A 15432-nucleotide genomic window follows, 5' to 3' on the forward strand; every position below is an offset into this window, starting at 1 on the left:
GCAAGGAAGTTCAGGAAAAGTTGTCTGCATTCATAGATAATGAACTGCCGCCCCCGGAGCACAGCCTGATCGAAAGGCATCTGACGCAGTGTCAATTCTGCACTCAGGAGGAAAAGTCACTTCGGAAAATCAATGACTTATTGGATTCAATACCCGACGAGAGCCCGGTTCCGACATTCGCTTCAACGGCTGTCCAGCGGGCTGCGGCATGGAAACGGTGTGATTATGTAAAAGAATATCTTTACATGTATGCTGTTGCTTTCGTATCTCTTTTATTCAAGGCGGAATACTACGCAACTACAAAGGGACGCTATCCAGCTTACCGCCATCTGCGCAACTTCGATGATTTTCCGCCCGAGTCGCTTTCAGGTATCTACATTGGCCTTATTCGGGAAGTGTCCAATTGAAGGACCTTCTTATATTATTCCTTTCAGTTATTATCATTGTCTTTCTTGTAAATAAAGTGAGGACAACCCGCCGTAAACCGATCAGGGGTTATCTTGACCTGATTGAGCTCACCGAGGATCAAAAACAGAAGGTAGAAGAGATAAGAAAGAGCTTCCTGCCTGAGGTTGCAGGAGTCAGGCAAGCTCTTCGTCAAAAAAGGCTCGAACTGAGTGATCTGCTCTTTGCTGAACATCCCGCCATGCAGGAAATCGATTCCAAAAGCAGGGAGATATCAAGTCTTCAGACTGAACTGGAAAGAAAAGTCATTGACCACATACTTGAAGAAAAGGAACTCCTTTCCTCTAAACAGAAAGAACAGTTCTATAAAGTAATACGGAGCGAATTTGAAGGAGGTGGATTAGGAGTTCACGGAGAAAAAGCCCCCAGGGGAAAATAACTATTTCACAAAGGAGGAAACGATGAGAAAGACAGCAGTGTTATTCGCAGCGCTTCTATTGGCGTTGTTTATCAGCAACATAGTTCACGCATCAGAGAGGGTGGCCTTTGTGTCCAGTGAGGGCGAGAATAGTGTCACCGTGATAGATCTGAACACAGAAAAGGTGATAAAAACCCTGCCTGTCGGATTAGTGCCCCATGCGATGGCAGCAACTCCAGACGGCCGTATTTATGTAAACAATCGGGGCAGTAAGAACGTCACGGTAATTAAGGCTGACGATTGGACTGTGGTTAAGACTATCGACCTGCCCGCGACTTCTTTCCAACTCGCCATATCACCCGACGGAAAGACACTGGCTGTTGCCTACAAAGACGCGCTGAAGTTGTCACTTATCGACACGGCAAGCGATACGATCACCAAGACGGTTGATCTCGGCGAAGTGAAGGGCGAGTTTAAGGCCCCGATGGTGAAGCATCCGTATTGGAGTCCTGACGGAAAGTTCATTTATGCTCCTGATTCGGTGAACGGCAACATCGTCAAGGTCAATGTTGCCAAGGGCAGCATCGACAAATTGATCACGCTTCCGGGTGGCAGCCATTACCTGCATTCTTCACCTGACGGTAAGGTGCTCTATTCTGTAAACGAGAAGACCAAGACCGGTACCAGCCTGACCCTTATCGATGTCGGGACAGATACTATTATCAAGGACATTCCTTTCCCGTTAGCTGAAGGCGAAAAAGGTCCTGGACACCATGGTGCTTTCAGCCCTGATAACCGTTATTTCTTCTTCTGTAATGAGGGCGGGTCTCATATCGCAGTCCTTGATACGGCAAAGAGGGAGTGGATCAAGACGATCAAGTCCGGCAATGGTCCAGGGCATCCGTCGATCTCCCGCGATGGGAAGTATTTCTTTATTGTGCACCACAATGACGGTGTAATTTCCGTGGTGGATATCGCAAAGCAGGAGAACATCAAGGATATCCGAATCGGCAATGGAACCAAGCAGGCGCATGCCTCCTATTTCACGCCTGACGGCAAGTTCTTCTACGCGGTGGCTTCAGATGATAAGACAATGGCAAAGATCGATGTTGCCAAGATGGAGGTTGTCTCAACAATTGCTGTGCCCGCAAAGGTTATGTTCTTCGGTATCAAAGAGGGCAAGGAGTTTCCGAGCACCGAATAGCTCATAACCAATTATAGTTTGAACAAAATATGTCTTCAGGAAGGGGGCTTTTATGGATAAAAGCGAAGGATCTCATATACTTCGATTCGACCGGGTAGAGTTAGCCGGTTCACTCGGTGATCTTGGAACGCTGCTGCCAATTGTAGTGGCAATGATCCTGATCAATAAGCTAAGTCCTTCTGCGGTGTTTCTTTCCTTTGGCGTGTTTTATCTCATCGCGGGAGTTTACTACCGACTTCCGGTGCCGGTTCAGCCTCTGAAAGCTGTGGGTGCCATCGCTATTGCCTCTCCCGCGTTGATTACAGAGTCTGTAATAGGCGCATCGGGCATTATATTCGGCGTTATTCTGCTGCTGCTGGCGTTTTCCGGCACTGTAGATAAGATTGCAAAACTGTTTACTCAGCCCGTTGTCAGAGGAATTCAGCTTGCGCTTGGCCTCGTCTTCCTGAGAAAAGGGGTGGAGTTGATCGTTGGAAAGAATCTGTTTCTTAGCGGTGTGGCTGGCACATATGCTGAATACAACATAAACCTCATTATTGGGATAGCTGTCTTTCTTCTGGTGCTGGCCCTTCTCGACAACAAGAAACTGCCTGCCGCCATCGCTGCCGTTGTTGCCGGCATTGTCGCCGGGCTATTACTTGGTGGATTTGATAGCCTTAGGTTTTCGATAGGTCCTACCGAAATGCATTTCATTTCCCCATCTCTGAAGGATTATTGGACAGCCTTCATAATGCTCATATTGCCTCAGATGCCGTTGACTATAGGCAATGCCTGTGTGGGCACCGCCGATACGTGCTACTCTCTCTTCCCGAAGAGTCACATGCTTTCCAAAACAAAGGCTGGCAAGTTCGCCTTGACCATGGGCATAGTCAACTTCCCTACCGGTTTCTTGGGCGCTGTACCGATGTGCCACGGAACTGGGGGGCTTGCTGCTCATTACCGTTTTGGGGCAAGAACAGGCGGGGCTCCCATTATGATTGGCGCTCTTCTTGTCGTCATGGCACTGGCCTTCGGGGAGTTCGGGTTTACCCTGCTCGCTATGATCCCTAACTCGGTGCTCGGGGTACTGCTCATCTTTGCTGGTCTGGAACTCTGCCCATTGATACGCAGCCTCAAGGAAAATGAGGAGTTCTTCGTAGCCCTTCTCATCGCCGGTATTGCACTTTCAGTGACCAATATGTCATGGGCCTTTGTAATAGGAATAGCCGCTGATCTGTTTATCCGGAAAATGAAAATCAAGATCTAGCTCCAGCATTAATAACAAAGACTGAAGCCAAAACAGATGGATTCAATATTACATAGTTTTAAAAAATCGCTTTTGCTTATCTTAAATCTATGGTCATTCATATTTTATTCACATGTATAGGTAAAATACTTATATGTTGATACGTGTTTTGATTCTTGTACTCTCAATCGCAATTGGCATACAAAATACCTGTCCCCAGGGCTGGGCCGCAAAAACAGCTTTTGTTACTTGTGGCTCGGCCAAACAGTCAGCCCACTGCCCTATGCATGAGCAGAAAGAGTCGAAACAGGATGGGCAGGATGATGGCAAAAAAGGCATTTCGATTGTGAAGCAGGCATTTGTGATTCATATAGGCAGCCAGGACAATGCCTTTCAGATGCTTGAATATGAGACTGATACCCAGCCTATTGCTTCATTGTCTCTGACGGAAATATTTTCAGAGCCTCTATTTAAACCTCCTATTCCCTCCAATTTCGCGTAAAGGACTGCTTTTCTCCCGTTGCCGTGATATGATCGGGCCAGGGGGCGTTACGCTCACCTGAATCTGTCTGCATCACGAGCAACAAACAACTTATGCGTTAATCAAATGGAGGTTTTATGAATAAGACAAAGGCGCTCGGAAATAGCGCAATAGTGTTGTATTTTATTATCGGACTTGAGATCATGATTATGATAAGCCCTTTTGCCGGATTCTTTTACTCGGTATTCAACCCGTTTCTTTTGGCAATCGCTAAATACCCTTCAACAAAATGGCTCAGTTCTTTCTTTCTGCCCCATATGGTGGTACCACCCGACGACTTTCTGAAGTTCGTTCGAGTTATGGGATCTGTATTGTTTGTGCTCGGCATGGGTATCTTCTTTATCTGCGCATTTCAGGTCTATGCAAATAAGTTCCTGAAAAGAGGCACAGCCTTAAAGGGACTTTACTCGGTTATCAGGCATCCGCAGTATGTTGGCCTCGGCATTGCCGGTATCGGGCTTTCGATTCTCTGGCCGAGGTTTCTTGTGCCAATGCTCTGGCTTGTAATGATACTACTTTACTACTTCCTTTCGAAGGATGAAGAAAGAAGAATGCTGAAGCAGTATCCCGACACCTACAGGGCATACATGGATAAGACCGGTATGTTCCTGCCTAAGCAGATTGAAAAGATATTACTGCCGAACAGTGCGGCTGGCAAATTTGCAGTCTTCGTGCTGATAGTCGTCTTCACCGTAGGCGGGGCCTTTTTCTTAAGGGACTACACGGTAAAACATCTTCCAATCTGGTCAGGTTCCAATGTTGCAGTGCTCGGGATTTCCGATACTGACATGCCGATGATGAATCACAGAATGCCGGATATTCTCAACATGGATGAGGTCAAGAACAGACTGAAAGATGATGATCATTATCTGGTCTATTTTCTGCCTGCCAACTACATCATGCAAGGCCTTATTGCCGATACAGGCGGGGACTGGAAGCTATATAAGCAGCATCATACTGTCAGCATGATTACTGACTGGATATTTCATCCTTTCAGACATCTTACAGAGGGCCACCATGCCATGCACGGAGCCTCAGACCATGCCGGCCATGACATGGGTTCTGGTATTGCGCGAAGACTTGTTTTCCTGAAGATCGAGGCCGTGACTGTGGATCAGCCCTATGACCTGCTGTCAATCAATGCGAAGAGGACTCCGCTGTTCATGGTAGATGTCGAGATCCACGGGCTAAGTCTACTTGAGTTGAAGGACCTCCCGAGAGATACAGGATGGGGAACTGTTCCGACACCTGTGTTTTAAGAATAAAAAGTAAAGTATGCAAGGCTCCTGCCCCAACTTTGGTGCAGGAGCCATAAAATTAACTATCCTCTTGCGGAGCAAGAAAACTTACTATTGAGCTTAGATTTCTCAGACACGGCGTTTGTTTCTGCTTCAAGTGTGGAGAGAGTTTCGGTTTCTTGAGGTTGAGCAGAGAAGTGAAGAGTATCGTTTACAAAAACTGTAAACACAATTAGTGTTCAGGACAGCTCAAGAGTGCAAGAATTGTCTCTACAACATTTGTAAACGCTTTTCTCAGCTACTCCCTGTACTCAACGCTAAGACCTTCTCTTAGAAACTGCTCAATTCTCCTGCAATTAAACGCGTTTTAGAAAACCGCTCCGCCTATTTTCAGCTCAATTCAAATAGAGTCTTCTACAAGCACGATCATTCCAAGATCGTTTTATAATATAATTATGCAAGAAACAAGAAATGGGGAAATGATGATAAAGATAAAGCTGGGCTATGTGATAGTCATCATCTTCATGGTGGCTTTTGCCAGCAGGCTCGATGCGGCTGATGCAATAAATGGATTCACTCAGCAGACCCTTGATGGAAAGACTATCAGATCCGAAGTGTTGAAGGGATTGCCAATGGTGATTAACATCGGCTCACACTGGTGACCACAGTGCAAGCTGGAGGCTCCAGCTCTTCAGAAGGCTTATCTGACCTACGGGAAAAAAGGCGTGTTTTTTCTGGGCATCTTTGCAATGAGCAGCGATGATGAAATCAGGACTTTTACGGAAACCTATAAAATGACTTTCCCCGTTGGGAGAGAAAACGGAATAGCTGAAAAGCTAAAAGTCAGGGGAATACCAGCGACAATATTTGTTGCTAAAGATGGGAGTATTATCAAACGGCATATTGGGAGTATCACCTATGAGGAACTATCCACCAATATTGAGGCTATATTGAAATGATAAGACGCTTTATGAAGGAATTAAGATGAAAGAAGCATTGTTTAAGGGCGGTGCGATAACATCAGCTTTAGCTTATTTGTTCTGTTGACAGCTTCCACTGGTACTGGCCAGTTTCGGTCTAGGCAGCTTTACTTTTGCAGTATGGATGTTGAAGTACAGATGGATATTTATGGTGATAACTTTTATTTTTCTTGGTTTCGCCTTTTACATGACCTATAGAGGCAAAAAGAAAGCAAGTACATTGCATATAAGTATGCTCTTTGGAACAACTGCACTGTGCATGGGAATGGTAATATTTACGCTGTTTTACAGGTAGGAGGTTTAGCATGACTGACAAGATGAAAGAAAATCACAACTCCCCTTGTTGACCATCTGCCTTAGATGCTGGCAAGCATCATACTGATTCAATAACTCAGAAACAGTCTGGAGAGACAGAGCACTGCATGGTCTGTGGCTCGACTCTGGAATATCTTGAACAAGCCCAAAGTCTCTCCTGCACTTACTGTAAAAAAACAGAACTTGGGCATGTCAGATGCCCCAATGGTCATTATATCTGTGACACGTGCCATAACAAAGGGGCTATGAAGACCATTGAAGATATAGCCTACAGCACAACGTCAAAAGACCCCATTGAGATATCAGAGCTAATGATGAGCTATCCAGAATTAACCATGCTCGGTTGTCAACATGCCTATATTGCGGGTGGGGCATTAATGGCAGCACTGAAGAATGAAGGCTCAAAAGGAGTATCCAATACTGAGATTACTGAGGTTTTTAGTCGAACGGGGAAACAGGCTCATGGTGGCTACTGCGGTCTTACAGGTGTTTGCGGAATTGCTCCCGCAATAGGTGCCTGCTTTGCAGTGCTGACAGGCTCAAAATGTGGCAAGGATGAAGAGCAGAGAATTACTATGGAGGCGGTAACAAAGGTTACAAAGGCAATCACTGACCTGACAGGTCCAAGTTGTTGTAAGGCTTATGTCAGGACATCCCTGCTAACCGCAGTAGAGATTCTAAAGGAAAGATTTGCTGTTGCTATCCCCATTAAGGATATTGCCATTAAGTGTAAACACAGTGAGAAACATCCTCATGGGTGTCGAGAAACTAAATGTCCTTTTTTTGAAATACAGGAGGGAGTGAAAACCATGTCATCAAAATCGATGGACAAATATGATGAGTTCTTTTCCATGACATACCAGCAAGGCGCCATGGATGTAAAGACAAAGCATCTTGTAGCACTTGGAGCTTCATTGGGGGGTGGATGTCAGCCCTGAACTGAATACTGTCTTGCCGTGGCAAGACAACAGGGGGCAACCGATTCGGAAATAGATGAGGTAATAACAATAGCTATGACCATTGGAGCACATAAAATCCGACTTATGGCTGAAAAAGGGCAGTTACCTATCGGCAAAACTGATGAGTCAAATTCACCCAAAGCTGAAGAAAGCACGGGCTCTACCTGAACACCTAAGTAATGTCCAGTTAGGACGACAAGTGAGGAATATAATCGGTAATCTTGCTCGTGGTGAAAGTTCTACTCTGCTGAGTTGTAGGTGTAACAGACCAATAATTATGGTGCGTTAAACTCCGGTAAGATGGTATCAACCGATATCGCCTTCGGGGCGGTTTTCGATATCAGCTACAAAGGGGGCTAACAGCCCTTTTCCTTTTGGTGGTCAGTGTGATCCTACTGAAGGCAATTTGAGTTTATAACGATAATATAGCGGTATCGGCATAAAAGATTTGCTCCGCTATGCCAATAAGATAATATAAATTTTCGTTACTTTTTCCTCATTTCTTTGCTATCTCGTTGTCACAAGCAAGAACAGAATTATTGAGAGCAAAGTCATCTATTCGGTTGATGTTGTCTTCGATTTTGATGGATTTGTAAGCTCCGAAATAAAGCTCGCCGAGAGCAATGGAAGGCACAAATATTTCTTCAGCTTTTACGATACGTGCATGAATTTGAGGGTCTTTCGCAAAAAGAGCGATAATAATATTTGTATCAAGCAGATATCTACCTTCTCACAACCTTCTTCTATTGCGGCAGACATTAATTTCAGGTCTTCAGCGGGTATTGCCCCTTCAAATTTCACAAGAGACTTTCCAGTAATTCCTTTTGGCATTAAAGCTGAGGCAAAATCAAGGACGCGAAGCTGAAGGTCGTAAGGAAGCTTATCAAGCCGGGCAATCAGATTGTCTCTTATTGCTGCATTTGTCATAATCCACCTCCTTTGGACATTTCTATTTTACCACGTTGTTTCTTTCTCTGCCCACGCTGGGCTCATACCTGATTGTGTCCGAACTCAGGTTCGTCTATACCAGCTATCGATCACTATTTGAAATCTACAAGTTAGTGCAATTTCTGTCAACAAGAAAAAGGTGAAACCGCTTATAGTTGCTTCAGGGACGAGAAAAGACTACATTAGAAAGAACATGAGCAACAAGACTATTTATGAACGGTTTCTCTGGTTTGATGAAAGAGCGCGGTCACGGAAGTTCCCTAATGCCACGGGTCTTGCCGGCAAGTTTGAGGTCTCGGTAAAGACTGCACAGCGCGATATTGAGTTCATGAGAGACCGATTGAACTGTCCGCTTGTTTATGACCAAAGCGAAAGGGGCTATTACTACGGAGACAATACCTTCAGCCTTCCTTCAATGTACATCTCTTCCGAGGAACTTTCAGCCCTTCTCATAACGCGAAAGATGCTTCAGGGAATCAGCGCAGCCCACATCGGCGCTGAGCTGTCCCTTTTGATAGACAAGATTACTGCCATTCTCAGAAAGCATGTTGTTGACGAGGAGGTCATTGATAATGCCGTCTCGATTCAGCATATTGAGTATGTGCCGCCTCCTGAGGGGACTTTTAAGGCAGTCTTTGAGGGCTGCCTTACGCGGAAATGTCTTGAATTTTCCTATTACTCTCCCATGAGCGACCAGAGGACCCGCAGGAAAGTTGAGCCTTACCATCTTTTTAACTATATGGGGACCTGGCATCTTGTAGGGCATTGCCGGCTGCGCAGGGGAATTCGTGATTTCAATCTTGCACGCATAACCGATGTAATGGTCCTTGATGAAACGTTCAGGCCGAAAAACCGCTTTAATTTTCAACGCTACTTCGACTCGGCCTTTGGCCTGTTCAAGGGCAGCAGCAAGAGCGAGGTGACGCTCAGATTTACGCCTGAGAAGGCGAAGTGGGTCGGGGAACAGATTTGGCATCTCGATCAAAAGAAGAAGGCCCTTGCCGACGGGTCTCTTGAACTGAGCTTTCCGGTAGCCGACTTCGCTGAGATCACGATGGAGATCCTGAAGCACGGCTCAGGGGTAGAAGTTGTTAGCCCGGCTTCCCTTCGTTTGCGTATCCGTGAAGAGGCTGCGAAAATCTGTACATTGTACTGACCTGATGTCTTGCCAATAAAACGCCAGCGCATTTTGCACATGGCCGCTTTAGGTATGCCCCTCTATCCGTAGTCTTCATAGCTTCCTATACGATCCACGCTTTCTTGCAGCTGCGCATACATTGCCCCGGACCTAGGACATCTCCTGGGGGAGGTCCCCCTGTATACTGGGAAGCAGGAAAACGAAAAAAAAGGAGAATAATCATGCTTAACAGTATTGCAATGGGAATTTTATTGGTGTTGTCCTCGATTTTGCTGTCAGTAAATCTGGTGCAGGGTATCAGGACTGCACAAAAATGGTATAGAAGGAGCATGAGAGCAGCCGATCAGGCAAATATGACTGCATCAGAAATTCAGAGGTTGCTTGCAGTCAGATCCTTACGCTCAGGGGGCTGGCAGTAAAAAACAAACGTCGTCCATGGTCGGTCCGACGAGAGGCAATCGTGCAGAACGACATGCAGATTCAGTCAAACTGCCAAGAGCGTTCCGTTATCATTTGCTGTAGACAATATCTTTCATGGCCCTTCTCAGTTCATCGAGCTTGTAGGGTTTTGGCAGAAAACCGCTGAAGCCATAGTCTCTGAAATTGGCCATGATGGGGTCATTGGAATAGCCGCTTGAGACTATTACCCTCGCCGCAGGATCGTACTGGAGCAGATTTTTCATTGCTTCACGGCCGCCCATGCCGTTTTGTATAACCAGATCGAGAATCACGGCCTCAAACGGTCTGCCCGCTTCCTTTGCTTTCCGATAGAGCCTGAGCATCTCAACGCCGTCTTTTGTCAGTTCTGCTTCGAATCCGCACTGCAGAAGAAGCCTCTCAACCACGACGCGGACGATTTCCTCGTCGTCCATAACCAGGACTTTTCCTTTTCGGCCCGGATGGGCAGCGAATGGTTCGGTCATGAACCGCTGTTCTTCCAGCATGGCGGGCAGAAACAGACGAAAGGTTGTGCCGATGCCAAAATGAGACTCTGCTGCAATATGACCATGGTGTTTCTGTACCGCGGCATAGGCACTGGCAAGTTCCAGCCCGCTTCCTTTTTTGTTCCCAATACAGAAGGGATCAAAAAGAGTCAGGAGTTCCACTTCAGAGATTCCGCTGCCCTGGTCCTGAATTGTGATCACGACGTATCTGCCTTCTCTGAGTGGCAGTGCGGATGACGTGCTTATGTTCAGATTTTCGGCCGAAATCAGTATGCTACCGTCCAGGGGAGTCGCCTGCCGGGCGTATCTGATCAACGTATCGATCGCCTGTCCAATCTGGCCTTCATCAATTTCAACATTCCAAATGTTGTCCGGGAGGGTGAGCTCGCAGGAGGCATTTCTTGAATCAGCGGAGAGTCTCACAAGGTCCCGCAGCAGTTCCTGCAGGACCACGACTTTCTTGAGCTGAATCCCGCCGGTAGCAAAAGAGAGGAGCTGAGAGGTCAAATCTTTTGCCCGCAATGAGGCCTTTTCCGCCTCGATCAGGACATCATGCACCTCATACCCGGGTTTGGCGTACATTTTTGCGAGGGCCAGATTTCCGATGATTGCGGTAAGGATGTTGTTGTATTCATGAGCTATGTCCCCTGCAAAGGCGCTCAAAGACTCAAGCTTCTGGATATTTCGAATCTCTGCTTCCATGCTTCCCCGCATGGTAATATCCAGAAACGTGCCGATGATGGCAGGTTTCCCCTCGATCTCCGTTTTTGTCCCTTCAATCTCAAGCTCGATAATGACACCATCTTTCCGCCTGCCCTTGAGGAAGGAGTGGATCATCGCCGCTTCGCCGGAAAGGAGAGTCTCAATATTTTGTTCTGCAGTTCCGAGGTCTTCTTCAACAATAAGAGCCGACAGCGGTCTCACCGCAATTTCCTCCTGGGTATATCCAAAAACATCTGCCGCTTTCGGATTTACATAGAGGAACGTTCCATCCTGGAAAATATAGATACCCACAAGGGAATGTTCAACGAGGCTTCTGAATTTTTCTTCTGCCTTCTGCCTGGCAGCCTGGATGCGCTCATCATTTAGAAGGGTGGCCTCCAGCTCGGCAACGCGGCCCCTGAGTTTGAGGATTTCATCGGCCGATTCCGATTCTTTTTTAGGGCGGCGGTTCATCTGGAATTACCGGCAAACAAGGGATTGTGATATGACTCTCATAATAAATTAAGCTTACCACTTGCCCCGTTTTCTTTGCAATGGAGAGAACGCTGCCGGCAGAAAAGCTTGTCGCATGCATAGACCGGTGCAGGATGAGATTGGTCGGGGCGAGAGGATTCGAAGCTCTCACCCAATTTTCAAACCCTTTATTTAAGCCATTATACAGACTCCTTCCCCCGTCATGCAACTGCCATGCAACTTCACTTGATAACATAATGCTTCAAGCCTGTCTCAGGGAGGTCTCCAAGTGTCTCTGCTATTTCTTCTTTTGCCCTGTTCTGATGTTTCTCCCATATATCAGAAGCCTTTGTGGTTCTTGATGCGTTCCGCAATGCTATGTGTCTTTGTCCTGCCTTCTTACACGCCTTTGTCCATACCTTGTAAAGTCTGCCTGTAGTTAAATTTTTGCCACCAACAGTAAAGACAAAATCCTCATCATTAATAGTATTGATATGAGCAAGGGCAAGTTGCCAAAGATGGTCAGTTAGGCGGTAGGGTACATGCCCACCATTCTTTCTTCTAAGCTTCAACCTCTTATCGCTGATAACTTTTTCTACATGGATGATTCCATCTATAAAATCCTTTTTCTTGACCGCAACCACCTCATTAAGCCTCATTCCAGTCCTTAACAGTATCAGTATCGCCAATCTATATCCATTGCGGTCAGGCACGTGTTCTAAAATTGCTAACTCACGTGCAAGCCCAAGTCTCTGCTTCTCTTTTACGGGAATAACAGTAAATGTTGGAAAAATCGGAATATTGTTGGGTCTGTATTTTCTGGTTATTGTTTTAAGAGTTTTGAGTATAGTGTCTATGTAGTCGCTTGAATAATTCTTATCCAATAGCCAGTGATAGAACTTTTCAATATCATCATCTATGTTATCAACATGCTTGCCCTTAAAAAACGGGATAATGAAAGAATTACATATAGTGTTAAGACTATCCACATAATCCTTGGATTTAACCCCTTTTGCTACTTCTGGCTCATAATTTTTAAGCCACCTTTTACAGAGGTTTTCAAGAAGTTTTTCGGCATACTCAGAAGGCAACCACTTAGAGGTATCAAATTTCTTACCCTGAGACAATGCCTCCTCAAAGCTATGATTGATAGCCATTAGGGTCTTTAATGCCTGACTATATGTCTCGAAAGGCTCCTTAGTAACAGGTGCTGAGTAAAGGAACGGGATGCCGATTTTCTTAGCCGTGATGTAATATCTTGTTGGTCTTGTCTTGCATTTGGGGCAATATAGACCTGAATTATCCAGTTCAGAAAAATTGCCATTGCAAGAAGGGCATTTCTGTTTTGTATTAATCGCCCCTGTCACCTTATCTCCCAGCAACAGGGAAACAAACTGTTTCCTTTTCTGAGTCTGTTCATTAAACAGACCTCTTGTAGATGTAGAAGAGCCTGAACCCTGCACATCCTGCTTTTGTTTAATATCCTCATCCAGGTCCAGATGCCAGATTGAGGACATGTTTGTCAAGTCATACTCTACATTGGACTCCATGTTTCAGCTTTTCTCTCGAAAAGTCTGAACACCTGAAGCTACTTGCCCAGTGCCACGATGACACACGGGGGTAGGAGTGCGGTATTAGCACTTTACGTTACCTCCTGCTATAGATTTTTCCACCAAGGGTGGATTGTTGTGTCGGTTACGCCTGAGTTAAACATTTCATACTCATTCCGCAACAGATATAACCGACAGTAAAGTTCATTCGTTTTTGATTATGGAATTGGCACGATTGTCTCTCCCTCCTTACCACTATGCAGGTGCCGATGGTAATTTAACGAAGCAGTTTCTTTTGAGCTATTTGCGTAACAGTAAGCACAAAGATGCATACAGGTGCTGTATTGCCCTATGTCTTTACTCGGAGCACATCCGCAAGCTTTTCTTTGATTCGAGTCTTTCTTTGCTTTCCTTTGCTTGTCAGGCTGCTTGCAGGGATAGCCTAAGAAATCCATCAGCTTTATATCGTGACTAAAGAGCCGTATGAGCAAATCACCATCAATGCACTTGTTGTGTTGTATGCCATAATTGGATAAATCTATGGTTTCTGCACAGGTGCCTATGGATATGCCCCACTCCTTATTCATTGCCTGTAGCCCTTCAGCAAGTGTGACCATATCATCGGGTGAAAATTCACGGCAGTCATGAAAGCCTGAAGCTGCTAAATTTCTTTGGACTTTTTTGTAACCGTCAATATCAATAAAACTTATCACCAATTTCTCAGTATGCCTGTGTATCAGGCTGCCAATCCGATAGATTTTATCTAACAGTTTTTCTGTGCTTATGGTCTTGCTGAGAAGTAACGGGTCGAACCTCCATATGACTTTTCCCTTGCCGATGGTATCGGAAAGTCTTTTGAAGGTTTCTATCCTTTGCGTTAGTGGAGGCACCCCTGGCTCCAAATGCTCTTCTTCATAATCATTTATCGTGTGAGTGAAGTAATAATTAATCCCCCTATCATCAAGGTCAGGCAGGTGCTTAAGCATAGGTGCTGCGTTTTTTGTCCAAAAGACAATAGCCCTTGTATTCTCAAAGGATATTGGCAGGTGCAGGTTATTGAAGGGATTGACCCAAATGAGATACCCTGCCTGTAGCCTGTGCATAAACCATTCAGCGTAAAAAGCAGGAATATCCGTTGCCCTGCTTGCGGAAATTATCACAGGGGCTTTTACTTGCATCTTATCTTTATTCGTAATACTTATTTGCATTGTGCTTTCCTTCTGAAACAGTGTTGATTAGCCCGTTAATAACGGGTTTTGCGGGGGCTCATTTCAGCCCCCAGTACTTCATGACTTCAGTGTCTTTTTATTTATCTTTTCATAGAACTTACGGCTACAAGAAATAATCACATAATGTTGCATTGGCGTGGGTAGCTGAAGCTACCCCACCGCCTACAAACTCCTAAAGAGTTCTAAGGGTCTGAAAAACCCTTAACTGACAAGGACTTGCAAGGCAAAAAAACCGAATATTTCTGGTTTTTCACCGAATATTTCTGGAAATCCACCGAATATTTCATCGAGTACTTCCCCAAATATTTCTGGTCGGTGCTCTTGATACCTGCCGTGCATACCACACCTTGCCATGCTTTTCTATCTCATAGTCCTTTAAGAAACGGAGACCCTTCAGCTTCTTCAACTCTTCTATAAGCACACTCTTAAAATGGTCTTTCCGCTTCTTGCAGGGGGCGACTGCGTTATGGATAGTATCAATATAAAACTCCTTTTCTATAGGATGACAGGATAAGAACCTGTGCAGAGCCTTGCCTGTTGGAGTAAGCTGTTTCCTTATATTTAAATCAATCCTGCGGGACTGACCTAACAGCCCCGCAATCTTGGAATCAAGCACAACCTCAACCGCCCCATTTACGACCTGCATATCGGAAAATACCGTGCCCTTGAAGTTGAACCCGCAAGCATCTATTAATTCCACCTGCAAGCACCGTAACGCCTTCAGAGACTCCATAATGAGCTTGGTAGTTACATTGCTTGGGGTCTTTCTCATATGCCGTGCAAGAGCATTCAGGCTCTTCTCTTTATATATAATTGTCCCGTACACGTCATCCCACTTCCCACAGTTCATGACCGCAATCAGGACATCCTCATCATAGACAGCAAGCGGTAAGTCGGGAAACACCACCGTACCCCATGAGCAGACAAGCGGTTCCTTTATAGGAGACCGCTTCCGTTTCTGTGGCAGAAACAGTGGTATGCGACCCAGTACTGATGGGTAGCCAACCCATATACGCTGCTTCATCATTTCTGCTTTGCCATGAACTTATTGAAATCATCCATCAGGTCAGTCTTTCCTGACGTTCTATATTCATCCGAAACAAAGGAGGCAAAGTTCTGATAGTTCCTGTAGAAGTTAAGAAGGCAGGTGCCTTCCTTATAG

The 15432-nt window shown here is 45.5% G+C and carries 16 protein-coding genes; 10 read left to right on the forward strand and 6 right to left on the reverse strand.

Annotation, left to right across the window (positions count from 1 at the left end):
* Window positions 1-20: 20 nt before the first annotated feature.
* The 9 genes from HZB31_15880 to HZB31_15920 all read left to right on the forward strand — a co-directional run bounded on the left by HZB31_15880 (window position 21) and on the right by HZB31_15920 (window position 7264).
* Complete coding sequence (locus HZB31_15880; protein MBI5849397.1) at window positions 21-407, forward strand: zf-HC2 domain-containing protein; 387 nt, start codon at window positions 21-23, stop codon at window positions 405-407.
* Window positions 404-844 carry a periplasmic heavy metal sensor gene (locus HZB31_15885; protein ID MBI5849398.1) on the forward strand — a complete coding sequence of 147 codons (441 nt, stop codon included), beginning with the start codon at window positions 404-406 and terminating at the stop codon, window positions 842-844. The genes HZB31_15880 and HZB31_15885 overlap by 4 nt, the downstream gene beginning before the upstream one ends.
* A gap of 22 nt (window positions 845-866) precedes the next feature.
* Window positions 867-2027: a hypothetical protein gene (locus tag HZB31_15890; GenBank protein MBI5849399.1), complete on the forward strand. Its 1161-nt coding sequence runs from the start codon at window positions 867-869 to the stop codon at window positions 2025-2027.
* Between the two features lie 52 nt (window positions 2028-2079).
* Complete coding sequence (locus tag HZB31_15895) at window positions 2080-3273, forward strand: sulfate permease (GenBank protein MBI5849400.1); 1194 nt, start codon at window positions 2080-2082, stop codon at window positions 3271-3273.
* A 133-nt stretch (window positions 3274-3406) separates the two neighbouring features.
* A complete protein-coding gene (locus HZB31_15900) occupies window positions 3407-3754 on the forward strand; it encodes a hypothetical protein (protein MBI5849401.1) in 348 nt (115 codons plus the stop codon).
* Between the two features lie 116 nt (window positions 3755-3870).
* Window positions 3871-5052 (forward strand): isoprenylcysteine carboxylmethyltransferase family protein, encoded by a 1182-nt coding sequence (locus HZB31_15905; GenBank protein ID MBI5849402.1) that lies wholly within the window; start codon window positions 3871-3873, stop codon window positions 5050-5052.
* Between the two features lie 458 nt (window positions 5053-5510).
* Window positions 5511-5693: a hypothetical protein gene (locus HZB31_15910; protein ID MBI5849403.1), complete on the forward strand. Its 183-nt coding sequence runs from the start codon at window positions 5511-5513 to the stop codon at window positions 5691-5693.
* Window positions 5694-5705: 12 nt separating this feature from the next.
* Window positions 5706-5990 carry a TlpA family protein disulfide reductase gene (locus HZB31_15915; GenBank protein MBI5849404.1) on the forward strand — a complete coding sequence of 95 codons (285 nt, stop codon included), beginning with the start codon at window positions 5706-5708 and terminating at the stop codon, window positions 5988-5990.
* 581 nt (window positions 5991-6571) lie between these two features.
* Window positions 6572-7264 carry a hypothetical protein gene (locus HZB31_15920; protein ID MBI5849405.1) on the forward strand — a complete coding sequence of 231 codons (693 nt, stop codon included), beginning with the start codon at window positions 6572-6574 and terminating at the stop codon, window positions 7262-7264.
* Between the two features lie 517 nt (window positions 7265-7781).
* On the opposite strand, the gene HZB31_15925 is transcribed toward HZB31_15920, so the two are convergent.
* Window positions 7782-8003, reverse strand: a complete 222-nt coding sequence (locus tag HZB31_15925) for a PIN domain-containing protein (GenBank protein MBI5849406.1) — start codon at window positions 8001-8003, stop codon at window positions 7782-7784.
* Window positions 7937-8212, reverse strand: a complete 276-nt coding sequence (locus tag HZB31_15930; GenBank protein MBI5849407.1) for a hypothetical protein — start codon at window positions 8210-8212, stop codon at window positions 7937-7939. The genes HZB31_15925 and HZB31_15930 overlap by 67 nt, the downstream gene beginning before the upstream one ends.
* Window positions 8213-8372: 160 nt before the next feature.
* Between HZB31_15930 and HZB31_15935 the strand changes: the two genes are divergently transcribed.
* Complete coding sequence (locus HZB31_15935; GenBank protein MBI5849408.1) at window positions 8373-9389, forward strand: WYL domain-containing protein; 1017 nt, start codon at window positions 8373-8375, stop codon at window positions 9387-9389.
* A 491-nt stretch (window positions 9390-9880) separates the two neighbouring features.
* Here HZB31_15935 and HZB31_15940 read toward each other — a convergent pair whose 3' ends face one another.
* From HZB31_15940 to HZB31_15955, 4 genes are all read right to left on the reverse strand, one after another.
* Entirely contained in the window at window positions 9881-11491 is a 1611-nt protein-coding gene (locus tag HZB31_15940) for a PAS domain S-box protein (protein MBI5849409.1), read from the reverse strand.
* A gap of 242 nt (window positions 11492-11733) precedes the next feature.
* Window positions 11734-13008, reverse strand: coding sequence for a tyrosine-type recombinase/integrase (locus HZB31_15945; GenBank protein ID MBI5849410.1), 1275 nt, complete (start codon window positions 13006-13008; stop codon window positions 11734-11736).
* A 251-nt stretch (window positions 13009-13259) separates the two neighbouring features.
* Window positions 13260-14249 carry a DUF1848 domain-containing protein gene (locus tag HZB31_15950; GenBank protein ID MBI5849411.1) on the reverse strand — a complete coding sequence of 330 codons (990 nt, stop codon included), beginning with the start codon at window positions 14247-14249 and terminating at the stop codon, window positions 13260-13262.
* 304 nt (window positions 14250-14553) lie between these two features.
* A complete protein-coding gene (locus tag HZB31_15955) occupies window positions 14554-15297 on the reverse strand; it encodes a hypothetical protein (protein MBI5849412.1) in 744 nt (247 codons plus the stop codon).
* Window positions 15298-15432 lie beyond the last annotated feature (135 nt).

It is taken from the genome of Nitrospirota bacterium (assembly GCA_016235245.1).
Lineage (GTDB): Bacteria > Nitrospirota > Thermodesulfovibrionia > Thermodesulfovibrionales > UBA6898 > UBA6898.